Below are 24,597 nucleotides of genomic sequence, written 5' to 3' on the forward strand. Positions count from 1 at the left end.
TCTCTCAGGGCGTGAGGAAATTGGTAAGGTCCTGCGTGCGCGCCTCCGTCAGGCGCGTGTAGCAGGTGGATTCGACCATGGGCGCCATCGAGCCGCCCTCGTAGAGCGCCGCCTCGGCGGCGCAGGCGGCATCGCGGAACTCGATCCAGAGGCGCTGCGCGGCGAGGAGCTGCTCGTAGACGGCGCTGTCGGTGCCGAGCTGGCCGCGCACCTCGGCCCAGGTGTCGTTGAGCGTCGCGTCGGCCTCACGGTAGGTGGCGAGCGCGCAATGGTTCATGTCGGCCTGCGTGGTGCCGCCGTCGGAGCAGTCGACCTGCGCCGCGGCGGGCGCCGCGAGGAGAAGGAGGGCGAGGGGCGCGCCCAGCAGGGCGTGGCGGAGGGCGCTCATTTCTCGCCTCCGCTCAGTCGCTTGTAATTGGCCTTCGTCGCCACCCCGATGGGCGCCAGCGCCGCGGTGAAGACGGCGGCCGGGCTCGCCCCGGCGACGCCTGCCGCCGCGCCGGCGAACCAGGCGCGGGTGAAGGCATCGCCCTTCTCCTCCCACATGCGGGAGGATTCGTTGAGCGCGACGGGCCAGACGCCCATCATGCCCATGACGCGCATGGCCGCGACGCGCTGCGCCTCGGCGGCCATGGTCCAGAAGCGGAAGGAGGCGTCCATCGCCTCGGCCATGCTGCCGGCAGGATCTTCAGACATCTGCGCGCATCCTGTGGGGTGGGCGGGGGGAGGGGGATCGCTGTCTCACAGCGCCCCCATGACCTTCTGGTTGAAGCCATAGACCTTCCGGTCGCCGGAGAAGGGGATCAGCCGCACCTCGCGGCGCTGGCCGGGCTCGAAGCGCACGGCGGTGCCGGCGGCGATGTCGAGCCGGTGGCCATGGGCGGCGGCGCGGTCGAACTCCAGCGCCGGGTTCGTCTCGGCAAAGTGGAAATGGCTGCCCACCTGCACCGGGCGGTCGCCGGTATTGGCGACCTCCAGCGTCAGCGCCTCGCGGCTGGTGTTGAGGGTGATCTCCCCCTCCGCCGGCATCAGCTCTCCGGGGATCATGGCGTTCCTCCGCTCTTCTGCATTGCTTCGGCCACCGCCGCGTCGAAGGCCGCCTCCAGCGCCGGGGAAGCGCCCCGGCAGGCGGCGACGACGCGCTCGGCGCCTTCAAGGTACTCCGCCGCATCGCTGGGGGGCCAGGCCTCCGGCAAGCGGGAGATGTCGCGCACATTGGATGTCTGGTCGGCCAGCTTGATGCGCTTCACGCCCTCGGGCTCGCCGGGCAGGTGCGCCGCCTGCCGCGACTTGCGCTCGGGGCGGGGCAGATCCGCCCAGGCGGGATCGTCGGTGCAGCCTTCGACCAGTCGCGCCACCTCGGGCCCGTAGCCCTCCGCCAGCGCGTCGAGGGTGATGTCGCTGTCCTCCACCACGTCGTGCAGGACGGCCGCCGTCACCTCCTCGGCCGAACCGCCGGCCTCGGCGACCAGCATGGCGACCTCGAGCACGTGACCCACGTAGGGCACGTCGCCGCCCTTGCGCCGCTGCCCCACATGGGCGCGGGCGGCGAGATCGGCCGCGCGGGCGAAGACGGCGAGGTCGCTCACCGGATGGGCTCGTGCACGGTGACGAGCTTCGTGCCGTCCGGGAAGGTCGCCTCGACCTGCACCTCGTCGATCATCTCCGGCACGCCCTCCATGCATTGCTCGCGGGTGATGACCTGCGCGCCGGCCTCCATCATGTCGGCGACGGAGCGGCCGTCGCGGGCGCCCTCCACCACCGCGTCGGTGATGAGGGCAATCGCCTCGGGGTAGTTGAGCTTGACGCCGCGGGAGAGCCGCTTGCGGGCGACCTCTGCGGCCATGGCGACGAGGAGCTTGTCCTTCTCGCGCGGGGTGAGCTGCATCTATAGTCTCCAGACTTTCGGCAGGGCGGCGCCGGCGAGAAGGGCCAGCGCCGGCTCCAGATGGTGGCGCAGGCGGAAGCCATCCTCCGCCAGAAGCCGCGCGAAGAGAACCCCCTCGCGGACGAGGCTCGCCCCGCCCCGGGGGCCGAGCGCCTCGCGCAGGGGAGCGAGCTTGCCCTCCGCATGGGGCGCGACGAGAAGGAGGGAGGCCATGGCCCCCGCCCCGGCGCCGAGGGCGGGGGAGGCGAGGGTGGCGGCGGCATCCGGGCCGAAGCGGAGCGCGTCGGCGAAGACGAGCCGGCCGCAGAGGCGGACGTCCCACGCATCGCGGAAGGTCGCGCGGGCGAGGGCCTCGCCCATCTCGCGGCGGCCGAAGATGACCGGCTCGGCGATCAGCGCCTCGGCGCCCTCCTCCATCTCGAGAATCAGCCGGCGCTCCAGCGCCGCGCCCTCGAAGAGGATCGTCTCCTGCGGCAGCCAGTGCAGCTTGGCCCCGGCGCCCATGCGCACCTGCACCTCGCTGCGCGCCACGCCCTCCGCCGCGCGGTAGGCGCGTTCGGCAGCCTGCGTGGTGAGCGTCAGCGCGGCGCCGGGGCCGACCTCGGCGCTCACGCGCATCCGGTCACCGCCCGTCAGCCCGCCGGAGGTATTGAGCAGCACCGCCTGCATTGGCCCCGGTCGCGGCTGCGGGAAGAGCAGTTTCAGCGCCCCCTCCTGCCGCAGCCCGACAAGTCGCGTGGCGGCGCCGCGCCGCGCCACGGCGAGCGTCACCGCGCCCTGTGCGCGGGGCTGGCCGGAGGAGGCCTCGGCGAGGGCCGGACGTGTGGCGGACATCTCCATCGCCGCCATCCTTCCGCCCGGGGCCGCAAAAAGCCAGCGTGGCGGCGGGGCAGGTGCCGCGGGAGCAGGCGGCGCGTACCCGGGCCGCCCAAAAACCGGGCAGCAAAAAGGGCGCCCCGGCGGAGCGCCCCTGAAGACGAGGGAAGAGCGGGCGAGCGGGGCCTCGCGCCCCGAGGCCCGGGCTTACCGGCCCTTCTTCTCGCCGAGCGTCAGCGGTTTCGCCGCGCCGGAATTCGCCGTGGCCAGAACCTTCGGCTTTTCCTGCTTCGGCTTCTTCGCTTCCTTGTTTCCGTGCTTGTTGTTGCCTTTTCCCATCACGACCTCGCATGCTGCAAATCCGGTCCGGCGACATGCCGGACGGGCCGTTCCTCAGGGAAGCTCAGGGTTGCCTGATGACGACAGGGCGATGACTTCGATGAGTCTCGCGGATGCGCCCCGTGGGGGCGCCGCGTGACCTTGACGTAAGCCTCGGAGAGGCACCCCGCAAGCGTCATGACGTGGGTGCCCGCGAAAAGCGCGCGGATCGGCAAAGATGCAGGAGGAGGAGGGGGCGCGGTCCCGCTCGTTGGCTCCGGCATATCGCGCCGCCGGCCTGCAGACGCAGGGCGAGCGCCGGCCCGTGGGGTGGCGCTCCGACAGGTCCGCTCCTCGATTTATGGTGGCACTGCCTCCCCGCTCGGCACTCAGCGCCAACGGCACCTGAGCGCCAGCCCGCGGGAGGGGCCGGCGCTCGCCCTGCGCCTTTGGCGCGTTCCGGGGCGGGGGAAGAAGCGGAGGCCGCTCTCCAAGGCGCGCGGGACGGCGAACGGTGGCACCCCCCACCGGCCCGCACCTCCGGTCAGTTCGGATTGTCCATCCGCACGGTCACTCTCAGCTGCCCGCGCACCGGCTCGCTGAAGATGGCGCGGACGAGCTCCTGCGTCGCGCCGTGCTGCGGGTCGATTCGCGGGAAGTCGAAGTTCGTCTGGCCCGTGCCGGTCTCGATCTCTCCCACCGGGGCCACCGCCTCCACCGTCCGCGAGCGGCCGCCGAAGGGCAGGTTCGGGCGCGGGTCGATGATCCACTGGTTGGACGGGGAGGCCTGGTCGTGCACCACCGTCAGCGGGTTGCGCACCTCTTCGTCGATGGCGTTGAAGACGTTGCCGTAGAAGGTGACGTTGCGCATCCGCCCGAAGTCGAGATCGGCGAAGGTCGTGTCCACCTCCTCCACCCGCTCGCAGCTGCCGCCGACGATGCGGAAGACGTTGGAGATCACCGACAGCCCGTGGACGAAGTGCCCCGGCCCGTAGGGCTTGATGCGGATGAAGCGGAACCACGGCGCCACCGAGGAGGCGGTGAAGTTGTTGCCCGTGATCGTCAGCCCGCCGAAGCTGTACTGGCTGGCGAAGGCCGGCGACTCGTCATGCTCGTTCGTCCACTCGATGATGTTGTTGTCGATGTAGTTGCCGGTGATGATCGAGCGCACGTTCGGCCGCGTCAGCACCAGCCCGCCGACGCGCACGCCGTTCGCCGCATCGTCGCCGAGGAACCAGTGGTTGCCGACGATGGTGGAGCCGGTGCCGGCGAGGATCGCGAACTGCTTGAAGCGCGTGCAGCGATTGTCGCGGATCTTCACGTCGTTGGCGTTAGCGTTGAAGCCGATGGTCGTGCGCTGCTCCACCGGCACGTCCTGCTCGTTGGAGATGAACTGGCAGCGGTCGATCATCAGCCCCTGGCAGGCCCGCCCGATGGAGGTGAGGCCGCGGCTCTTCGGCTGGTTGAAGAAGCAATCCTTCACGTGGAAGATGATGCCGGTCTTCGCCATCATGATGGCGCTGGCCTGCCCCCGGCAGAGGAAGTCGATCTCCGACAGGATCATCTGGCTGAGCTCGTCGTAGCCGGAGAAATCCAGCATGTACTGGAACCGCCGGAAGGTGTAGTTCTGCGTGCCTTCCGCATCGTAGAGCGGCTGGCTCAGCTCCAGCCGCTGCTGGCCGACGTTGACGTTGCGCACGTAGACCTCGCGGCCCACACCGCCCCCGGTGACGAGGCTGCCGACGGGGATGGCGGCGATGTTGGCGACACCCGTGAGCTGCGTCGGGTTCGAGGCCGAGTAGGTGGCCTGCGAGGTGACGACGGTGTCGTTCCACACATCGGAATCGGCCGGCTCGAACTGGCCGTTGCGGATCACCCGGCGCGTCTTGAAGGAGGTCTTCGTCGGCTCCAGCGCCTGCATGTCGAGCGGGCCGGTCAGCGCGATGCGCCGACCGCAGAGGTCGAGGCTCTCGTGGTCGGAGTAGTTGATCAGCGCCTGGTAGGCCTTCTTGAAGGCCAGCTCCTCGTCGGCGAAGGCATCGAGATAGGTCTCGTAGTCGAAGTTGCGCTGCAGGATGAAATGCGGGCCGATCGGCTGCACCACGGTGCCCTCGAAACGCACCTGGTTCTGGAAGGTGACGTCGCCGGTCAGCCGGTAGGTCCCGGCGGAGACGAGCACCTCGCGGCCCTGTGCGGCGGAATCGGCCGCCTCGAAGGCGGCGGTGTCATCGGAGACGCCATCGCCCTTGGCGCCGTAATCGCGCACGTCGACGAGGCCGAGGAGGTCGCGCAGGAAGTAGGAGGTGACATCGCGGATCTCGATGTCGTCCACCCGCACCACGCCGCCGTTGGGGCCGGTCAGATCGATCCCGATGTGCCCGTAGATCGCGCCGGTCCACACCATGTCGACGCCGTTGCGATCCCCCGTGCCGATGATGGCGGTGATCGTGACGACCTCGCCATAGGTGGTCAGCTGCTTGGAGGGGCCCGTCTCGGTCACTCCGTTCAGGTGGCTGCCGCCCGGGCCGCTCGCCCAGCCGGCGACGCGCACGGCCGGCAGCGCGCCGGACATTGCCTTCACTCGGGCCGTCACCTCGAGGTAGCAGCCGGGCAGGATCGTCGTCTCGCCCATGTAGCGGACCTTCTGCGTGCCGGAGGTCTTGTTGACCTCAAGGCAGCCGGAGAAGTCCTGATCGGCCGGCACGAAGGCGCCGCCGCCGGTGGCATAGGTGGCCGAGCCCGGCGTGCCGTCGCCCCGCGACCAGACGTCGAGCCCCGCGGCAAAGGGCGGCGGCATGAGTTGAAGCCCTTCGGTGATCGCCGTGTTCATGTCGCTCGTCCTTTCCCGTGCACCCCGTGCCCCGGGCGCGCGCCGGAGCTCTGGGCGGCAGGGCTACCGGGGCGAGGTGAACGGGGCCGAAGGGCACCGCGCGGGCGGGGCGGGGGACGGGCAACGGGCAGGCGGGTAGGGGGCCGCTGCCTTGGCCGGCGAGGGCGTCCAAGGGCGGTCGTTGGCCGTGGGGGCGGTGCCGGTCGTGCCGGGCTGAAGCCCGGCCGCCACCTCTCCCCCGGTAGGGCTTCAGGCCGGCGTTGTCGGTTGCACCCTGCCTCAGGAGCCGGCCGCGGACCCTCATGGTGTCCGTCGGCCACGGCGCGCAGGCGCGCGGGGCAGGCGCCCGCCACGCAATTTTCCTTGCAATGTGCCCGCTGCCGCGCAATGAACGCGCCCATGAGCACCGCCGCGATCTCTCTGCGCCGCCGAATCCGGGCCTGAACCGCAGGCCCCGGCGCGGCTGTCCGCGCGCTCTTCCTCCCCCCTGATTGACCATCCGCCCGGCTTCGGCCACCAAAGGGCTTCCTTTATCTGGAAAGGACTTTCCCATGATCCCCGCGATCCTGCCCACCTATAACCGCGCGCCCCTCGCCTTCGAGCGGGGCGAGGGCTCCTGGCTCGTCGCGGAGGACGGGCAGCGATATCTCGATCTCGCCGCGGGGATCGCCGTCAACGCGCTCGGGCACGCCCACCCGAAGCTGGTGCAGGTGCTGGCCGAGCAGGGCGCGAAGCTCTGGCATGTCTCCAACATCTACCGGGTGCCCCAGCAGGAGGCGCTGGCGGCGCTGCTGGTGGAGCACAGCTTCGCCGACACGGTGTTCTTCACCAACTCCGGCACCGAGGCCTGCGAGCTGGCGGTGAAGATGGCGCGCAAGCATTTCTCGGCCAGCGCGCCGGAGCGCACGCGCATCCTCGCCTTCAACGGCGCCTTCCACGGCCGCTCCTCGGCGGCCATCGCCGCCTCCGGCAGCGAGAAGATGGTGAAGGGCTTCGGGCCGCTTCTGCCCGGCTTCGCGCAATTCGAGTTCGGCGGCGAGGAGGTGTTCGAGGCGCTGAAGGCCCCCGATGTCGCCGCGGTGATGGTCGAGCCCATCCAGGGCGAGGGCGGCATCCGCGCGGCAGAGGATGGCTGGCTCAAGCGCCTGCGCGGGGCATGCGACGAGGCCGGTGTGCTCCTGATCCTCGACGAGGTGCAATGCGGCATGGGCCGGACGGGCCGGCTCTTCGCGCATGAATGGGCGGGCATCACGCCCGACATCATGATGGTCGCCAAGGGCATCGGCGGCGGCTTCCCCCTCGGCGCCGTGCTGGCGACGGAAGGGGCGGCCAAGGAGATGACGGCCGGCTCCCATGGCTCCACCTACGGCGGCAACCCGCTCGGCTGCGCCATCGGCACCGCGGTGACGGAGATCATCACGGGGCCGGGCTTCCTCGACGAGGTGAACCGCAAGGCGTCTCTGCTGCGCCAGTCCCTCGAGGGGCTGGTCGCGGCGCACCCGGAGGTCTTCGAGGAGGTACGCGGCAGCGGGCTGATGCTCGGCCTCAAGTGCAAGGCGGCGAACACCGATATCGTGCAGGCCGGCTACGGCGCCCACGTGCTGACGGTGGCGGCGGCAGACAACGTGCTGCGCCTCCTGCCGGCGCTCACCATTTCCGACGACGAGATCGCCGAGGCGGTGACGCGGCTGGAGACGGCTGCCAGAACGGTGGAGGCGGCGCAATGAGCCACTTTCTCGACATCAACAAAACCGACGCCGCCGAGCTGAGGGGCATCATCGACAGCGCCCGTGCCATGAAGGATGCCCGGGGCGGCCGCCCCAAGGGCAGCCCGGACGACGAGCAGCCGCTCGCCGGGCAGATGGTGGCGCTGATCTTCGAGAAGCCCTCGACCCGCACGCGGGTGAGCTTCGACATCGGCGTGCGCCAGATGGGCGGGCAGACGATGGTCCTCTCCGGCTCGGAGATGCAGCTCGGCCATGGCGAGACCATCGCCGACACGGCGCGCGTCCTCTCCCGCTACGTCGATCTCATCATGATCCGCACCTTCGAGGAGCAGACGCTGCTCGACATGGCCGAATACGCCTCGGTGCCGGTGATCAACGGGCTGACCAACCGCAGCCACCCCTGCCAGATCATGGCCGACGTGATGACCTACGAGGAGCATCGCGGCCCCATCGCCGGCAAGAAGGTGGTCTGGTCGGGCGACGGCAACAACGTCTTCGCCAGCTTCGCCCATGCCGCGGGGCAGTTCGGCTTCGATCTCACCTTCACCGGCCCGCCGACGCTGGACCCCGAGCAGGTGTTCATCGACGAGGCCTGCGCCAAGGGCGCCCGCGTCACCATCGAGCGCGACCCGGTGAAGGCCGTGACCGGAGCCGACCTCGTGGTGACCGACACCTGGGTCTCGATGCACGACCCGCAGAGCGCGCGCGAGCGCCGCCACAACCAGCTGCGCCCCTACCAGGTGAACGAGGCGCTGATGGCGCATGCCAAGGAAGATGCGCTCTTCATGCACTGCCTGCCCGCCCACCGCGACGACGAGGCCACCTCCGCCGTCATGGACGGGCCGCACTCGGTGATCTTCGACGAGGCGGAGAACCGGCTGCACGCGCAGAAGGCCGTGATGCGCTGGTGCCTCGGGGTGTGACGGCCGGGAAAATGAGCGCCTGCGGCGCACGCCTCTGGTTGCGTTGAGGGGGCTGTCTGCCCCCTCAAACTCCCCCGAGAGGTATTCTGAAAGGGCGAGAGCTGGAGGAGGCGCGAGGTTCGCTCGGGAGTGGGCGAGCGCGGGGCTTTGCGCTGGCCCGCGGAGGAAGGGAGGGGCTGGCGGTTGCGCCGGCCCCTCTCTCTTTGCGCGCCCCTAGTAATCCAGCTCGTAGAAGAGGCCGAGGCGGGACTCGCCCTCGGAGGTCACGCTGCCGCGGACAGTGACGTTGTCGGTCACGTCGAGGTTCAGCGTCACCTCCGACTCGTCGCCGAGCGTGACGTCGGCATAGACGTTCTCGCTGAGGTAGCGGCCGGCGCGGACGGCGGTGTTGCCCTCCTCGTCCGTCTGCACGTCGAGATCGTCGAGGCCGAGGCCCTGCCGCAGCCGGCCGAGTACACCGACGCCGCCGCGCCCCGCCAGCGTCGAGACGGCGGAGGCGAGCTGCACGGCCTGCAGGGGTGAGATGTCGGAGATGGAGGTGCCGAAGAGCAGCTGCGAGAGCACCTCGTCCTCCGGCAGGCTGGGCTCGGAGGAGAAGGTGACCTCCGGCTCCATCGCCGGTCCCTCGACGGTGATGATCACCACCGTGCCGTTGGGCGCCTCCGTGCGGGCGACGAGGCGGAGGTAGGGATCGAAGTTGCCCTGCAGCGTGACCGAGCCCTCGTCGAGCTCGAAGCGCTGGCCGAGGAGGTCGAGCCGGCCGCGGATAAGGTTGAACGCCCCGGTGGGGATGATGTTGGCCGTGGTGCCGGTGATCTGCAGCTGCCCGCCAAGCTCGGCATCGAGGCCCCGGCCGCGCACGAAGATGCGGCCCGGGGCGTTCAGCGTCAGGTCGAGCGCATAGGCGACGCCCGGCCCCTCGGTGCCGCCATCGGCGCCCACCTCCTCTCCCGCGATGGTCAGCTCGGCGCGGTTCAGCGTCGTGCGGACGGCGGGGGAGGGCTCGATGTGGTAGACGGTCGGCAGGTCGCCGAGCGGGCCGATGGGGGAGGAGGGCACGCGGATCTCCGCCTCCCGCAGGTTGGCCTCGCCGGAGATGCGGGCGCCGCCGGTCAGCGGGCCGTCGATGGCGATGGCGGCATCGACGGTGGCCTCGTAGAGCGCCGGGTCCCGCAGGATGAGCCCGTCGGCATTGGCGCGGAGCGCGGCGTTGAAGCCGTCCGTCAGGCCGACGGAGCCGGTGACGGAGAGGGTGCCGCCCGAGGAGATGCCGCCCGAGAGCGCCACGTCCGCGGTGCCGCCGCCGAGCGTGACGGTGCCGGAGAGCCCCTCGATGGCCAGCGTGAAGGTGGGCAGCGAAAGGCGCGCATCGGCGAGCGAGACGGTGCCGGAAAGGGCCGAGAGGGACGGGCCGGTCAGGCTGAGATCGAAGCTCGCCGTGCCGTCGAGCCGCCGCGGCTCGAGGAAGCCGTTGACGAGGCCGAGCGGCAGCTGGCCGGTGGCGCCGATGTCTAGCGCGCCGCCCGGCCCGTAGCTGCCGGAGACGCGGGCGCCGAGGCCGCCGGGGCCATCGAGATCGGCGCTGAGCTGCCACGCCCCGCCGTTGAGGCTGGCGGTGCCGTCGGCGCGCAGCGGGCCGGAGAAGCCGGGCGCGATGAGGCCGATATCGGCGAGGCGGGCCGTGAAGTCCGCCTGCCCGCCATCCTCCGGCCGGGCCAGCGCGCCGCCGGCCTGCAGGTTGGGGAAGTCGAGCGAGAAGGCATCGGAGGAGAGGCTGCCGTCCTCGGCACGCTGGATGTCGAGGTAGATCGTCCCCCGCCCGGCGAGCAGGCGGTTCGCGATGTCGTTGCCGACGCCGAGGTTCTGCGTCGTCGCCCGGATCTCCTGCCCGAAGGCCAGTGCCATGGGCCGCAGCGTGCCCTCCGCCGTGCCCGAGAGGCCGCCGGAGAGCGGCACGCCCACCGGCCCGGCGAGGGCGGAGAGCTGCGGCGCCTCGATGGTGGCGGAGGTCTCCAGCAGCCAGTCCTCCTCCACCTCCGACCAGGGGCCGGTGGCGGTGAGGGAGATGCTGTTGGGGCCGGTAGTGGCCGTCAGCGCGGCGTCCAGCGCGCGGTCGGCGGCGAGCGTCACGTCGAGGCTGGCGTCGATGGGCTGGCCGAGGCCGGAAACTAGCGCGCCCGGCTGCAGGATCGTCGTGTCCAGATCCGCCCAAAGCGCCCCGTCCGCCGCCCGCTCGGCGCGGCCGGTGAGGGTGATGGCGGGGGTGGCGATGGAGAGATCCTCGGCCGCCAGCAGCCCGTCGTCGCTGACGAGTGTGGCGGAGAGGCTGCCGGTGCCGGCGAGAAGGGCATCGACCTGCGGCACGCCGATGGCGATGTCCTCGGTGGTGCCGGTGACGTCTATCTCCAGCCGCGCGCCGCCGGCGGGGATGGTCCCGTTGGCCTGCAGGTCCACCGAGCCGTCCAGCGGCAGGCCGGCGAGCTCGGAGAATGGGGCGAGGTCGGGGATGGTGGCGCTGGCGTCGAGCGTCAGCGGTGCGGAGGCGTCATCGCGCAGCACCGTGACCTCGGCGCTGAGGCCGTTCGGGGCGGAGACGCTGGCGGCGACGTCGACCGCGCCGCCGTCCACCATGGCCCGGCCGGTGGCGGTGAGGCGGCCGTCATAGCCGGGGGCGATGAGGCCGAGATTGGCGACGGAGGCGTCGAAGGTCGCCTGCAGCGTCTCGCCCGCGAGCGTGCCGGAAGTCTCCACCGACAGCTGCGGGGTGCGGGCGGAGATGCCCTCGAAGGTCAGCCCCTCGGCGGTGCTGGCGACGCGGCCGGAGAGTCGGCCCTCGCCGTCGAGCAGCGGCTGGATCGCCTCGATGCCGACGGCGAGGTCCTGCGTGGTGCCGTCGATGGTGAGGTCGTAGCTGGCGAAGTCCGCCGAGGTCGTACCGGTGACGGAGAGCGCGACGGAGCCGCCCAGTTCCCGGCCGGCGAGGTCGGAGAAGGGGGCGAGGTCGGGGATGGCGAGGTCGGCGTCGACGTCGACGGGGGCGCCGTCGCCTTCGCTCTGCAGGCTGACGTCGATGTCCAGCCCGTCCGGGGCGGCGACGGTGGCGGTGATGTCCACCGCGTCACCGGCGATCACGGCCCGGCCGCTGGCGGAAGCGGGGCCGTCGTAGCCGGGGGCGACGAGGCCGAGATCGGTGACGGAGGCCTCGAAGGTCGCGTCTACGTCCGATCCGTCGAGCGTGCCGGAGGCGGCGAGGGAGAGCTGCGGCGTCTGAGCCGAGATGCCGTCGAAGCTGAGGGCGCCGTCCTCGCCGATGACCCGGCCGCTGATGGCGCCGGAGCCGGCGAGCAGGGGCTCGATGGCCTCGATGCCGACGGCGAGGTCCTGCGTGGTGCCGTCCAACGCCAGGTCGTAGGAGGTGTAGTCCCGCGAGGCGGTGCCGGTGACGGAGAGATCGACGGAGCCGCCGAGGTCACGCCCCGCAAGCTCGGAGAAGGGCGCGAGGTCGGGGACCGTCAGCTCGGCATCGATGGAGAGGGGGGCGTCGGCCCCTGGGCTCTGCACCGCGATGTCGGCGCCGAGGCCCTGCGGCGCGGCGATGGTGGCGGTGAGGTCGATGGCCTCGCCGGAGATCGAGGCACGGCCGCTGGCAGAGGCCGGGCCGTCATAGCCGGGGGCGATGAGGCCGAGATTGGTGAGCGAGGCGTCGAAGGTGGCGTCGATGGTCTCGCCGGCGAGGGTGCCGGAGGCCGCCAGCGACAGCTGGGGCGTCTCGGCGGAGACGTCCTCGAAGGTGATCGTGCCATCCGCGCCGGTGACCTGGGCGGAGATCTCGCCGGTGCCGGCGAGGAGCGTGTCGGCGGCGTCGATGCCGAGGGCGAGGTCCTGCGTCGTGCCGTCGATGGCGAGGTCGTAGCGCGAGAGGTCCCGCGATGCGGTGCCGGTGACGGAGAGCTCCGCCGAGCCGGAGAGGGGCCGGCCCGCGAGTTCGGAGAAGGGGGCGAGGTCGGGCACCGCCAGCTCGGCATTGACTTCGAGCGGGGCGCCGTTGCCGGGGCCCTGCACGGAGATGTCGGCGCCGAGGCCGCCGGGGGCGGAGATGGTGGCGGTGACGTCCACCGCGTCGCCCTCGATCAGCGCCCGGCCGGTGGCCGTGGCGGGGCCGTCGTAGCCGGGGGCGACGAGGCCGAGATCGGTGAGCGAGGCGTCGAACGTCGCCTGAAGGTCCTGCCCTTCGAGGCTGCCGGAGGTCTGCAGCGAGAGCTGCGGTGTCTCGGCCGAGACGTTCTCGAAGGTGATCGCGTCCTCGATGCCGCTGACCGAGGCGCTAATGCGGCCGGTGCCGGCGAGGAGCGCATCGGCGGCGTCGACGCCGACGGCGAGGTCCTGCGTCGAGCCGTCCACCTGCACGTCGAAGCGGGAGAAATCCTCCGACGCGGTGCCGGTGATCTCCAGATTGGCGGCGCCGCCGAGGTCGCGCCCGGCGAGGCTGGAGAAGGGGGCGAGGTCGCCCACGTCGGCGGTGACGGTGCCCGACCAGCCCTCCTGCGGGCTGAGCACGACGTCAACGTCCGCCATCAGCTGGTCGGCGGCGAGCGTGGCGTCGATGGTGGCGCCGCTGGCGGCGCCCCAACGGGCGGTGCCGTTGAAGGTGCCGGGGCCCGTCAGGTCCGGGACGACGCGGGAGAGCTGCGGCAGGGTGAGCGAGAAATCGGCGGTGGCCTGCGCGGAGGAGACGTTGGCGTCGGCGACGAGCGTCAGCCCGTCGGTGCGCACCTCCAGCGCCTCGATCCGCGTGCCCTCGGCGTCGCGCGCGGCGGTGAGGGAGAGGCGACCGTCGCCGGCGAGCAGGCCGTCGAGCTCGTCGATGCCGAAGCCGAGATCGGTCGTCTCGCCTTCGATCGTCACGCGGCCGGCGCGGTCGAGCAGGGCGATGTCGGCGCCGATGGCGACATTGGCGGCGCCGGTGAGGTCGGTGCCTGCCAGCTCGGCGAAACGGGAGAGGTCGCCCGCCGTCAGGTCGAAGTCCAGCCGGCTCTGCAGCCGCTCGCTGGCGGTGTCGACCGTGGCGCTGCCGGCGATCTCCAGCCCCGGGCCCTCGAGCGTGAGCTGCGAGATTTCCAGCGGCCCCTCGGCCGGCTGGGCGACGGTGATCTGGCCGGAGATGTCGGTGCCGACAGCCTCCAGCAGCGCCTCGTCGGAGAAGTCGAGGCCGGTGGCGTTGTAGGCGAGATCGGCGGTGAACGTCTCCGCATCGGGGGAGATGGTGCCGGTGCCCTCGAGGCGCAGCGCCCCCACCTCGACGTCGCCCTGCACGTATTCGTCGGCGGTGAAGGTGAGGGTGAAGCCGTCATCCTCCGCCTGGTCGTAATCGAGCGCGATCTCGGCCGAGCGGGCGGAGATGTTGCCGCCGCCGAAAGGCAGCACGAGGAGGTTGCCCGTCCCGGTGCCGAAGGTGCCGTCCAGCTCCAGCCGGACGGGCCAGCCGTCGGGCTGCAATTCGCCGCTGGCGGCGAGCTGCAGCGTCTCCGCCTGCGCCTCCAGCCGGTCGAGGATCAGTGCGCCGTCTGCCTCGCGGCGGCCCTGGAAGGCGATGCGGCTGCTGTCGCCGAAGAACGGCTCGTAATCGGCCGGCAGCAGCGGCGTCACGTCGCCGGAGATGTCGGCGCGGACCTGGCTGGCGCCGTCGACGGTGACGAGGCCGAAGGTGCCGGTGACGCGCTCGGTGCCGTCGGTGGCCAGCGCCAGCTCGGCGCTGAAATCGTCGATGGGGCCGGAGCCGGCCAGCTCCAGCGACAGCGCCGGCTCGCCGGGAATGTCGAGGAGGCTGGCGACGATGCCGCCCGGGCCTTCCCGCAGCGCCACGTCGAGGTCGAGCATCCGGCTCTCGTTGGAGTAGGAGCCGGCGATGACGAAGCCGCCCTCGGCGTCGAGCCGGTCTGCCTCGATCCGCGCCTCCAGCGCGCCGTCGTCGAAGCTCAGCCCGCCGTCGAGCGAGAAGGAGGACCGCTGGCCGAGGATCGCCTCGCCCAGCACGACGGTGTCGACCTGAAGCTGCTCGACCTCCACCGCGACGGGCAGGTCGGGCAGGCGGAAGGGTTTTGCCTCCGGGCTCGGGGCGCTGGTCGAGGGCTCGGGGGTGCGGACGAAGCGGATCGACTCGGCGCTCATCTCGCCGATCTCGATGCGCCGCTGGAACAGCGCGGAGCGGTTCCAGTCCAGCACCACGCCGGAGATGATGAGCCAGACGCCCTCGGCATCCGAGATGATGATCCGCTCGATGGTGGCGCGCGAGGAGAGGGCCCCCTCGAAGCCCTCGATCACCACGCTGCGCCCGGTATCGGAGAGGGCGCCGGTGATAAGGCGGGTGATGAAATCCTGATCGGACGTCGCCTGCGCCGCCTCTTCAAGCAGGCTGAGCTCGCCATCCCCCTCCTGCGCCAGCGCGGGGCCGGCGAGAAGCGTCAGGGCGAGCGCGAGGCGGGCGAGGAGGGAGGAGATACGCATCAAAAGGACTGCCCGATACCAACATAAACATCGACGGAGCCGAAGGTGTCGTCCCCCGTCACCGGCGTCGCCACGTCGAGCCGGATCGGCCCGATGAGGGTGTTGTAGCGCACGCCGAGCCCGGCGCCGGCGTGCCACTCGTTGACCGACGGATCGAACGGGTCGGGCCCGACGAGCCCGGCATCGACGAAGGCCACGGCGCCGATCTTCTCTGTCACGGCGACGCGGGCCTCCGATTGCAGGCCGAGGAAGAGCGCGCCCCCCGTCTCCACCGTCGTCGGCCCCTCGCCGAAGTCGCGGGTGATCTCGACATCGAGCGACTGGTAGGGCTGGCCGCGCACGGTGCCGCCGCCGCCGGAATAGAAGAGGTAGTCCGCCGGCGCATCCTCGGGACCGACGCCGAAGACGGCGCCGGCCTGCCCGCGCAGCGCCACGACGACGCGCTCGCCGAAGCCGCGGTAGACGCGGGCGTCGGCATAGGTGCGCGCGCCGGAGCCGATGCCGGAGAGGCCGTAGAAGGGCGTCACCTCGAGGTCGATGTAGAAGCCCTCGGTGGCGTTCTGCGGATCGTCCCGCCGGTCGAGCTCTGCCCCGAGCGGCAGGGTGAGGAGCTGGTATTCCCGGGTGCGGAAATCCGTCTCCTCGCGGGCGTAGGTGTAGCCCGGACCAGCGGTGAAGATGAGATCCTCGAGGAAGACGGCGCGGGTGAGGCCGGTCTCGATGGAGAAGGCGTCGAGCGTGTAGCCCGGCTCCTGCAGGCGCTGCAGGACGACCTCGCCGGTGAAGTCGGTATCCCGCCGGAAGGTCGCCTGCCGGTCGAAGGTGGCGCGCAGGATGTAGTCGATATCGTCGGCATCTCCGGCGAGGCCGTTGATCTCCGCCGCCAGCTCCAGGCTCTCGGCGCCGCCGAGGAGGTTGCGGTGCAGCCAGGAGGCGCTGAGCGCCACGCCCTCGACGGAGGAGACCTCCGCCCCGAAGCTGAGGCGGCGGGGTGGCGCCTCCACCAGCTCGACGATCACGTCGAGCGTGCCGTCGGCGTTGTAGGTCTCCGCCTCGCGGACGGCGACGGTGGAGAAGGCGCCCGATTGCTGCAGCCGGCGGGTGGCGCGGGTGAGCACGTCGGGCGTGAAGGTGCGCCCCTCTGGCAGGTTGGCGATGGCGACGATGCGGTCCGTGCGCACATCCTCGTTGCCGGAGACGACGAGGTCGCCGAACGTCAGCTCCGGCCCCGGCTGGATGGCGACGGAGGCGTCGAGCCGTTGCTCGGGGTGGATTGCGGTGATGTCCTGCTCGCCCGGCTCGGCCTTGGCGTGGCCGATCTCGCGCCAGGCCTCCACCGCGGCGTCCACCGCGTCGGCGACGGCACCGGAATAGGCGGGCTCCCCGGGGGCGAAGCTCTCCGGCAGCTCGGTGCCGGGGGCCAGCGGCATGACCTCCGCCTGGCCGAAGATGAACTCCGGCCCCGGGCTGACGGTGATGGTGATGCGCTCGACGGAGGAAGGCGCCTCCAGCGGCTGGATCCCGGAGGCCTCGCGCCCGTCGACCTCGATGGAGATGACGCCGCTGTAGCGCCCCTCGGCATAAAGGCCGGTGAGCAGGCGGCGGTAATCGGCGCGGGCGGCGGCGACGTAATCCTCCGCCGAGGGCGGGCCGGACTCGGGGATATCGGCGGATTCGAGGGCGAAGAGCAGGGAGGCGTTCTGCAGCGTCTCGCGCAGGTCCTCCATCTCCTCCAGATCGGGGAGGATCAGCTCCACCTCCTGGGCGATGGCCGCGCCGCCGAGACATGCCGACATGACGCCCGCCGTTGCGAAACGTCTCACCCAACCGTCACTCGCGCCCATCTAGTCTCACCCGTCCCGCAAATTTGCCTCACAGTAACGCGTGGCGCGAAGAGGGCCAGTCAACTCTTTGATGGATGGCGCAGAACCGCCGGGCCGGGGAGGGGCAGGGCGGAGGCGTCGGTCCTCAGAGCACCGCCTGCGCGGCGTCGAGGATGTCGCCCGCCACCTCGTCCTCCGATCGGCCGGCGTCGATGACGCGGAAGCGCTCGGGCGCGGCGGCGGCGAGGGAGAGGAAGCCGGCGCGCGCCCGCTCCTGCATCTCCAGCCCGAAGCCTTCGAAGCGCAGCTCCCCGCCGCGCTGGATGCCGCGGGCGAGGGAGGTGGCCGGGTCGGCGTCGAGGAGGATGGTCATGTCCGGCTCCATCCCGATCATCAGCTCGTGAAGGGCATCGACCTTCGCCGTCAGGTCGCCGCGCGTCAGCCCCTGGTAGACGCGGGTGGAATCGGCGAAGCGGTCGCAGATCACCAGCTTGCCCTCGGCGAGCGCGGGGCGAATCGTCCGCTCAAGATGGTCGCGGCGGGCGGCAGTGAAGAGCAGGATCTCGGTCTCCGGCGACCAGCGGTCCTGCGCGCCGGTCAGCACCAGCTCGCGGATGACCTCCGCCCCCGGCGCCCCGCCCGGCTCGCGGGTGTGGGTGACCTCGTGCCCGGCCTCCCGCAGCGCGGCGACGAGGCGGCGGGCTTGCGTGCTCTTGCCCGAGCCGTCGATGCCCTCGAAGCTGATGAAGCGCCCCGCCGGGGCGCCCGGTGCCGCCACGGCTCAGGCGCCGTCGGCGGCGGCGGCATCCTCCGCCGTCTCGGCGGGGGCGGAGGCAGGGGCGAGCGCGCCGGCCTCGAAGGCCGGGTCCAGTTCCGCCGCCGCCTGCGGGGCGAAGCGGTTGAGCAGCACCAGCCCGGCGATGAGCATCCGCTCGCTGAAACCGCCGCGCGGCACGGCCTGCTGGGCGACCAGCGGCACGCGCACCTCGTCGAGGCCCTCGCGGGTCACGACCAGCTCTCCAAGCTCCTGCCCTTCGGCGATGGGCGCCTCGATCGGCTGCTGCCAGACCGCCTCGATCGAGGCCTCGCTGTTGCCGATCACCGGCATGAGCAGCGTCAGGTCGTCTTCCAGCACCAGCCCGACCTCGGAGACGGCGCCCATCCAGACGCGCGCATCGGCGATGCGGGTGCCGGCTTCCGACAGGGGAACCTGCGCGAACTGGCGGAAGGCCCAGTTGGTGATCCGCTCCGCCTCTTCGCGGCGCTGCTGCTCCGTCTCCATCCCCGTGATCACGAAGATGATGCGCCGGTCGCCCTGCTTGGCGGAGCCGACGAGCCCGTAGCCCGCCTCGGAGGTGTGGCCGGTCTTCAGCCCGTCTGCCCCGATGCCGAGGCCGAGGATCGGGTTGCGGTTCTGGCTGTTGGCCGGCACCCGCCCGTCGAACTCGAACTCCTGCTCGCCGAAGAGCGGGTAGAACGTCGGGTAGTCGCGGATGATGTGATCGGCGACGCGGCCGAGATCATGCGCCGTCATCCGGTGGCCGGCGGCGGGCCAGCCGTTGGAATTGGCGAAGGTCGAGGCGGTCAGCCCCAGCTCGATCCCCCGGTCGGTCATCATCCGGGCGAAGCCGGCCTCCGACCCGTCGGGCGAGAGCGCCTCCGCGAAGACGCAGGAGGCATCGTTGCCGGAGAGGACGATCACCCCCCGCAGCAGATCCTCCACCCGCACCCGCTCGCCCGCGCGCAGGAACATCGAGGAGCCGCCGTACTCGGCGCAATGCTCCGAGACGAGCAGCTCCTCCTCGACGGAGAGCCGGCCGGCGGCGATGGCCTCGAACGACAGGTAGAGCGTCATCAGCTTCGACATCGAGGCCGGCGGCAGCGGCGTGTCGGCGTTCTTCGACAGCAGCACCGTGTCGGAGGTGTGGTCATAGACCCAGGCGGCGCCGGCGGCCGTGTCGAAGGCCTGCGCCAGGGCCGAGGTGGCGCCGAGGCCGAAGGCCAGGGCGGCGGCAAGGATGCGTTTCATCGCGTCTCCCCTCATGTCGCGTCCTCTCATGTCGAGGCGGGGGCGTCGGCCCCCGGCGCGCTCAGTTGCGGGTGAAATAGGCGTCGGTAAAGCCGAGACCCTTCACCGTTTCGAGATCGGCGTCCCGCTCCGCCGTGCTGGAGGCGGGGCCGACGACGACGCGCCAGAAGGTCGTCCCCTGGCTTTCCTGCCGGATGACGGAGGCCTCGAGCCCGTTGGCGCGCATCGCCGTGGCGGCGTTGCCGGCATTCTCCTCGACCGAGAAGATGCCGATCTGGATGTAGGGCCGGTCCAGCGGGCTTGCGCTCGCCGGCACGGCGGCGGGCGTAGAAGCCGGTGCGGGGGCGGGCGCAAGGGTGGGGGCGGCGGCCGGGGCGGGCGCCGGCTCCATCGCCGGGGCCGCGTCCAGCTCCGCCGTGGTGATCTCGCCGCCCGACGCCTCGTCGAGTACCGCCTCGGGAGCGGTGGCATCGGTGGGCGCGGGCTCGGAGGCCGCCTCGCGGCGCAGGGCGGTCACGTTCAGCTCCGCCGGCGCGCCGGCCAGCATCCCCAGCGCCTCGGCGGCGTCGGAGGAGACCTGCAGCGCCGGGCCGACACTCTCCCGCTCGCGGCGGAAGAGGGCGCCGATGACGAACTGGCCGTTCTCGGTGTTGCGGATGATGACCCGCTCCGGATCGTCGACATCGGGATGGGCGACCCAGACGCCGCCGAGGCTCGGCCGGCCGTCCCAGAGCCCCGCTTCGGTGACCTGGAAGACCTCGGGCGCCTCGACATCGACCTCGACGAGCTCGGTGGTGCCGCCCGTGACGGGCGCCGCGGCGGCGCTGTCATCGGCGCTCAGGAACCCCGGCAGCTGCAGCCCGCCATCCTCGCAGCCTGCCAGCGTTCCGGCGAGGGCCAGCGCCAGCCAGACCTTGCGCCCCTCGGCGATGCCCATCATCCGTCCCCTCACCTCTTCTCCGCCCTTGCCGGACGGCCTGCTCCTCGTCGCCCCTTGTCCGGCGCTGGGCGCCGGCCGGGGCTTTGCGCGCGAGCATAGCGGCGCCGCCGCCGCAATGAAAGGCCGCCGGTGCGGGCCGGCCGGGCGGCGCTGCAGCGACTTGCAGCCGCCTGCGGGGCCGGCGATAACGCCCGGGCCGGAGGAGTGGCAGAGCGGTTGAATGCACCGGTCTTGAAAACCGGCGTGCGTGAAAGCGTACCGTGGGTTCGAATCCCACCTCCTCCGCCACTGACCCCTCTCTATCTATGCTCTGCCGCTTCGTGGCCAAAATCTTCCCAGATTTCCGGCCTCTTGCCGCGCGAGGCCACTTCATAGACCGGATCTGTGTGCCCGGCGTGGCCGCCAATCCTCCGCAAGTCTCAAAACGCTGATGGCCCCGGTTCGGTTTTTTCACCGGCGGATTTCCCTGCGAACAGGGATATGAGCAGGGAATTGGGGTGATTGTTGCAGCTGGAGGGGAGGTGGGTGCTCAGAAAGACGATGATCTACAAGGGCTTCCGGGTGCAATTCCCTAAGTAGTGGAACAGGGAATATTGCCGCTTGGAACAGGGACGTCTCTCTCGATATCAGTGAAAGAGTCGGTGTCGGCGAGGGTCAGCTGGAAAAGCCGAACAAGCGTTCTTGGTCAGCCCAGTCGAAAGGGAGCGTACTCCGCACCAGTTGATCGAGCGTCAGCTCCGGCGGCTGGGTCCCCGCAACGATAGCGCCCTGGATCTTCGGCGAGAGCGTCGCTAGCGCAATGATCCGAGACGCGTATCGCTCGGAGGTCTTGGCGTGCTGAGCAATGGTCCGGAGCGGCGCTCCCGATTTCATTCGATCAGCATAATCATGTGCCGCAGCCAGAGCGCGGACCATCGTCGCGTCTGCTGCTGGTTGTGCTTCACCGGCGATGATGCGGGTTTCGACACCACGCCTGCGGAGGGCGAGTGGCGTCTCGATCTTGAGCAACTCGTCGGGGAGGCGTTCGGCGGGAAGATCCAGGATATGTGCGAGTGTCGCGCGGTGGAGCTCGATTTCCAGCTGCTTCGAGCGAATCTTGCCGCCCGCGATCGCTGATCTGATGATCACGATACCCCGCTGTTTGATCCGCTTCGACAGACCGGCGGCAGCATTGGCGGCCGCCGCTGCATCGCTGGCGGTCGCTGCCTCGATGACCGAATGACGCTCCGCCTGTTCAGCGAGATGTTCTGCGATAGATCGCGCCACGGCCTCTTCGAAGCTTGCGGCTGGCAGCCGCCACCCGCTGCCATCGCGGTTGCCGGAGATGAGGCGGTGGGAGTTGCAGTAGCTGAAGCGCCGACCATGCCGTCGGGTATGCGTCGGCGTCAACGGATCGCCCGTTTCGTCCCTGAACTTGCCGGGGAGGGGAGAGGACGGTTGCGCGCCGGACGTCTTTGCTGGAACTCTGCCGCGTCGGCGCACGCTGGCGTCGATAAGTCGCTCCTGCACCTTATCCCACAGCGCCTCTTCGATGATCGCGGGGTGAAGTCCGGGCCACACCTGGTCCTTGTGCTTTACCTCGCCGCGATAGACAGGATTGGTCAGGATCCGGTGGATCTGCTCGCGGCTGAGGACAACCCCTGCGCGCGCCCGCTCGGGAAGAGGTGCAGCTTCGACCGGAGGCCGCGCGACGCTGCAACAGCAGCCGTGGCGCTGAGGCAACCATGCTCCAAGTAGAGATCGAAGAGCGCGCGCACCGCTGTCGCCTCCGCCTCATTGTCGACCAACTCGCGGCGGCTGCCGTCGGGGTGAGGGTCGTAGCCGAGTGGCGGCAGGCCGCCCATCCAGAGCCCCTTCTTCTTGGAGATAGCGATGTTGTCCCGGATCCGCTCGGCCGTCACCTCGCGCTCTAACTGAGCGAAGGAGAGAAGGACATGCAGCGTCAGCCGGCCCATGGAGGACGAGGTATTGAAGGCCTGCGTCACGGACACGAAAGAACATTCCTTTGCCTCGAAGCGCTCCACCAGCAGGGCGAAGTCTGCAAGGAGCGGGTCAGACGGTCGATCTTGTAGACGACCACCACGTCCATTCGGCCAGCGTCGATATCGGCGAGGAGGCGGCGAAGGGCAGGGCGGTCGAGCTTTCCGCCGGAGATGCCGCAATCGTCGTATCGCGTCTTGATGGGCATCCAGCCCTCGTGCTTCTGGCTCGCGATATAGGAGGCGCAGGCCTGGTGCTGCGCATCGAGGGAGTTGAACTCCTGATCCAGACCGTCCTCGGAGGATTTCCGGGTGTAGATCGCACAGCGCACCCGGGTGGTCATCTGCGCGCCCCGGTGAGGCCGAAGAAGCGGGGACCCGACCAATGAGCTCCCGTGATCTCTTTGGCGATGGCCGAGAGCGACCGCCAGTGCCGGCCGTTCCAGGCGAAGCCCTTCTCCAGCACTTCGACGACATGCGTCACTCCGTTCCACTACCGCAGCAGCCGCCAGCCCGGCTTCATCCTTTTCGTGCGCTCGGGAATGCCGGAGGATCGCGCCTTGGTCAGCTGCGACACGACACTCCTGCGCATCCCGCCAAGTTGCCGCGACTGGATTTCGAACGCCAGGAATCGACGAAGGAATACTTGGCTCATGCCCTTCGGTGGCATGGTGTTGAACATGGCCGACCAGGCGGCCACCAAGGCAGCCCGGTCCATCTCCTCGATGCCGGCGACCGCGATCACGTCGCCTCCGGCGCGTCGGCTGCGGTGATCCGGTAGATCGCGAGGCGCCCCTTTTCTTCGCTCACCTCCCGCTGGACTGTGACCCCGTCTTCCGCAAACCGCTCAGGGAAAGGCGAGCGCTGTGCTGCTGCCAGCCGGTTGCCATGCAGATGGACTCGAGGCTCGCGCCCTGCTTCCGCTCGAGGAGCTTGCGCACGCGAGTCTCTTGGTTTTCGGGCGATTTGGTCATCGTTGCGACTCCTGTAGACGGGCCCGCACCATGCAGGTTTCCCTACCGAGAAGCGCCTGGTCAACAGCCGGGCGTGGGTCACCAACGCTCTGCTTGCGAGGGAAGTCGAGTGGAATCGCGCTGGGGCTTTAACTTCATGGACGGCCCCTCTCGCGACCCTGCACACCAGGTGCGCAATCTGGTAGAGTGCTCTGATCTCCCACAAGATCGTCCACGACTGTGCTAGGAGTGCTGAACGCCAAGGTGGCTGCATGAAGGTCCTGGAAGGGCGGAATGCGACCATTCGCTGCGGTCGACACGAACGACCGGCTAGAACGGAGCGAGAACCTTCGATGCGATCCGCACCAAGGTCGCGGCAGGGCCGGAAGTGGCGTCTCGCTGCTTGCAGGACGAACGGCGAGGAAGGGCCTGTCTCAATGAAACACCGGCCTTCCTGGCGGTCCGACCACTGATTGAACTCTGCCCCGTCAACCCGAAGCGAGATGTCGCATCACGACCTCCTTCAGCTCCAGCCCTTCTACTTCCTGGAACGTCAGTCCGTCCGTTCCGAGGTAGGTTTCCTGGTTCGATGCCGGCCAGGAGTTCATGGCCAGTCGATAGATGGCATCAGGGTCGAGATCGACCTCGGCGACATGCATGTAATCGCCCGTCCGCGCGTCGAGGGAGGCCGCTGCGAACTGATTGGTGCGCGACAGGATCGTGGTGAGGTCCGCGCCGGAAATTTCTGTGACACTGATTCCGCCACCGAAGCGGATGAAGGCGTCGAGATCGTAGCGCGTGAGCGGCCCTTCGCTCAGCGGCGCGCCGAAGGTGGTGTGGCTGAGCATGGCAAGATCAGCCTGCGCCGCCTGCCGCACGGCCTCGGCGGCGACGAGGATGGAGGCGTGAAGGTCCAGCGTCTGCGGGATCCGCGCCAGCACCTCGCGATCCTCGGCGGTCAGGTGAGCTTCCATCTGCGCGGCGATCAGCGCGGCGAGGTCCGCGTCGCCGGACCCGGCCGGAATGTCCTCGGCGGTGTAGCTGGCCCGGACGGTGCCGGTCGCGCGGGTAAGGTCGATGCGGCCGAGCAGGGTGCCCCAGCTGGCGCCGTGGAAATAGAGTGCGTCCTGCGGCGTCATCTCGAAGGACAGATGGTCGTGGCCGCCCTGGATCACCGCCCCTGCCGGCAGCGCGCCCAGCACCGCCTTGTCCGGCGTCACGCCGGCATGGCTCATGACGACCACGAGGTCCGCCTCCGTCACGAGCTCGGGCAGCGCCTCTAGCGCGAACTCGGCCGGATCGGCGAAGCCGAGTGTGTCGCGCACCTCCTCGCGGTAGACGAAGGCGTTGGTGGTGGCGAGGCCGAGCAGGGCGATGTCGATATCGCCGAGCGTCAGCCGGTGGCCCGGCTCGGCGAAGTAGTCGCCCGTGCGGGTGTCGACGAGGTTCGAGACGACCTGCACGCCCATCTCCCGCGCCCGGGCGACGACGTCGGTCATATCGTCCATGATCGCCGTCTCGTGGTTACCGAGGTTCAGGATCACCGGCATCTCGGCCGCCGCCGCGCGCAGGAAGGCCCAGTCCGCCTCCGCGTCAGAGCGCAGCGCAACGACGTTCCCCCGCTCGAACACGTCGCCGTTGATGAGCAGTGCCATCGGCACGTCGGTGCCGGCCCGCGCCTGTCGAAGCCGGGCCAGGATCGCGGGCAACCGGGCATAGGGCGAGTGCAGGTCGGCGATGGTGAAGAGCACCGCGTCGCCGGCGGACTGGGCGCGTAGCGCGCCGGGGATGCTCGCGGCCGCGAGGGACGCCGCGCCGGCCTTGAGGACATGTCGTCTGTCGATGGCGGTGGTCAGAAAGGGCATGT

Annotated in this window: 18 protein-coding genes, 1 tRNA gene and 2 pseudogenes; 3 read left to right on the plus strand and 18 right to left on the minus strand. The window is 70.4% G+C overall.

Features of this window, described 5'->3' with window-relative positions; genetic code table 11:
• Window positions 1-4: 4 nt before the first annotated feature.
• The 8 genes from GY170_RS03225 to GY170_RS03255 form a co-directional block, all read right to left on the minus strand.
• Window positions 5-388, minus strand: coding sequence for a lysozyme inhibitor LprI family protein (locus tag GY170_RS03225; RefSeq protein ID WP_163889908.1), 384 nt, complete (start codon window positions 386-388; stop codon window positions 5-7).
• A complete protein-coding gene (locus GY170_RS03230) occupies window positions 385-696 on the minus strand; it encodes an antifreeze protein (protein WP_163889910.1) in 312 nt (103 codons plus the stop codon). Before GY170_RS03230 ends, GY170_RS03225 begins: the two co-directional genes overlap by 4 nt.
• A gap of 45 nt (window positions 697-741) precedes the next feature.
• Window positions 742-1,047, minus strand: coding sequence for an urease subunit beta (locus tag GY170_RS03235; RefSeq protein WP_163889912.1), 306 nt, complete (start codon window positions 1,045-1,047; stop codon window positions 742-744).
• Entirely contained in the window at window positions 1,044-1,589 is a 546-nt protein-coding gene (locus GY170_RS03240; RefSeq protein ID WP_235937781.1) for an HD domain-containing protein, read from the minus strand. The genes GY170_RS03235 and GY170_RS03240 overlap by 4 nt, the downstream gene beginning before the upstream one ends.
• Window positions 1,586-1,888, minus strand: a complete 303-nt coding sequence (locus tag GY170_RS03245) for an urease subunit gamma (protein ID WP_163889916.1) — start codon at window positions 1,886-1,888, stop codon at window positions 1,586-1,588. Before GY170_RS03245 ends, GY170_RS03240 begins: the two co-directional genes overlap by 4 nt.
• Window positions 1,889-2,728, minus strand: a complete 840-nt coding sequence (locus GY170_RS03250; protein WP_235923994.1) for an urease accessory protein UreD — start codon at window positions 2,726-2,728, stop codon at window positions 1,889-1,891.
• Between the two features lie 183 nt (window positions 2,729-2,911).
• Window positions 2,912-3,043 carry a hypothetical protein gene (locus GY170_RS18585; protein ID WP_268895029.1) on the minus strand — a complete coding sequence of 44 codons (132 nt, stop codon included), beginning with the start codon at window positions 3,041-3,043 and terminating at the stop codon, window positions 2,912-2,914.
• Between the two features lie 523 nt (window positions 3,044-3,566).
• A complete protein-coding gene (locus tag GY170_RS03255) occupies window positions 3,567-5,852 on the minus strand; it encodes a glycosyl hydrolase family 28-related protein (protein ID WP_163889917.1) in 2,286 nt (761 codons plus the stop codon).
• 551 nt (window positions 5,853-6,403) lie between these two features.
• On the opposite strand from GY170_RS03255, the gene GY170_RS03260 reads away from it, so the two are divergent.
• Window positions 6,404-7,579, plus strand: coding sequence for an aspartate aminotransferase family protein (locus tag GY170_RS03260; RefSeq protein ID WP_163889919.1), 1,176 nt, complete (start codon window positions 6,404-6,406; stop codon window positions 7,577-7,579).
• A complete protein-coding gene (gene argF / locus GY170_RS03265) occupies window positions 7,576-8,502 on the plus strand; it encodes an ornithine carbamoyltransferase (protein WP_163889921.1) in 927 nt (308 codons plus the stop codon). Before GY170_RS03260 ends, argF begins: the two co-directional genes overlap by 4 nt.
• A 213-nt stretch (window positions 8,503-8,715) precedes the next feature.
• Here argF and GY170_RS03270 read toward each other — a convergent pair whose 3' ends face one another.
• From GY170_RS03270 to GY170_RS03290, 5 genes are all read right to left on the minus strand, one after another.
• Window positions 8,716-15,006: a translocation/assembly module TamB domain-containing protein gene (locus GY170_RS03270; protein ID WP_163889923.1), complete on the minus strand. Its 6,291-nt coding sequence runs from the start codon at window positions 15,004-15,006 to the stop codon at window positions 8,716-8,718.
• Complete coding sequence (locus GY170_RS03275) at window positions 15,006-16,802, minus strand: autotransporter assembly complex protein TamA (protein WP_163889925.1); 1,797 nt, start codon at window positions 16,800-16,802, stop codon at window positions 15,006-15,008. Before GY170_RS03275 ends, GY170_RS03270 begins: the two co-directional genes overlap by 1 nt.
• Window positions 16,803-16,974: 172 nt before the next feature.
• Window positions 16,975-17,607, minus strand: coding sequence for a dTMP kinase (gene tmk, locus GY170_RS03280; RefSeq protein WP_163889927.1), 633 nt, complete (start codon window positions 17,605-17,607; stop codon window positions 16,975-16,977).
• Between the two features lie 3 nt (window positions 17,608-17,610).
• Window positions 17,611-18,858, minus strand: a complete 1,248-nt coding sequence (locus GY170_RS03285; protein ID WP_163889929.1) for a D-alanyl-D-alanine carboxypeptidase family protein — start codon at window positions 18,856-18,858, stop codon at window positions 17,611-17,613.
• 61 nt (window positions 18,859-18,919) lie between these two features.
• Complete coding sequence (locus GY170_RS03290; RefSeq protein WP_394351474.1) at window positions 18,920-19,798, minus strand: SPOR domain-containing protein; 879 nt, start codon at window positions 19,796-19,798, stop codon at window positions 18,920-18,922.
• 198 nt (window positions 19,799-19,996) lie between these two features.
• On the opposite strand from GY170_RS03290, the gene GY170_RS03295 reads away from it, so the two are divergent.
• Window positions 19,997-20,086 (plus strand) — tRNA-Ser (locus GY170_RS03295).
• Between the two features lie 366 nt (window positions 20,087-20,452).
• On the opposite strand, the gene GY170_RS18340 is transcribed toward GY170_RS03295, so the two are convergent.
• The 5 genes and pseudogenes from GY170_RS18340 to GY170_RS03315 form a co-directional block, all read right to left on the minus strand.
• Entirely contained in the window at window positions 20,453-21,415 is a 963-nt protein-coding gene (locus tag GY170_RS18340) for a recombinase family protein (protein WP_235937803.1), read from the minus strand.
• A pseudogene (locus GY170_RS18675) lies at window positions 21,400-22,121 on the minus strand (recombinase family protein). Before GY170_RS18675 ends, GY170_RS18340 begins: the two are co-directional and overlap by 16 nt.
• Window positions 22,118-22,522, minus strand: a pseudogene (locus GY170_RS03305) (DUF2924 domain-containing protein). The pseudogenes GY170_RS18675 and GY170_RS03305 overlap by 4 nt, the downstream one beginning before the upstream one ends.
• A gap of 61 nt (window positions 22,523-22,583) precedes the next feature.
• Entirely contained in the window at window positions 22,584-22,751 is a 168-nt protein-coding gene (locus tag GY170_RS18680) for a DUF3489 domain-containing protein (RefSeq protein WP_163889931.1), read from the minus strand.
• A gap of 467 nt (window positions 22,752-23,218) precedes the next feature.
• Entirely contained in the window at window positions 23,219-24,595 is a 1,377-nt protein-coding gene (locus GY170_RS03315; protein WP_163889933.1) for a 5'-nucleotidase C-terminal domain-containing protein, read from the minus strand.
• Window positions 24,596-24,597 lie beyond the last annotated feature (2 nt).

The sequence above is a fragment of the Pseudoroseicyclus tamaricis genome (genome assembly GCF_012070395.1).
GTDB classification, from domain to species: domain Bacteria; phylum Pseudomonadota; class Alphaproteobacteria; order Rhodobacterales; family Rhodobacteraceae; genus Pseudoroseicyclus_A; species Pseudoroseicyclus_A tamaricis.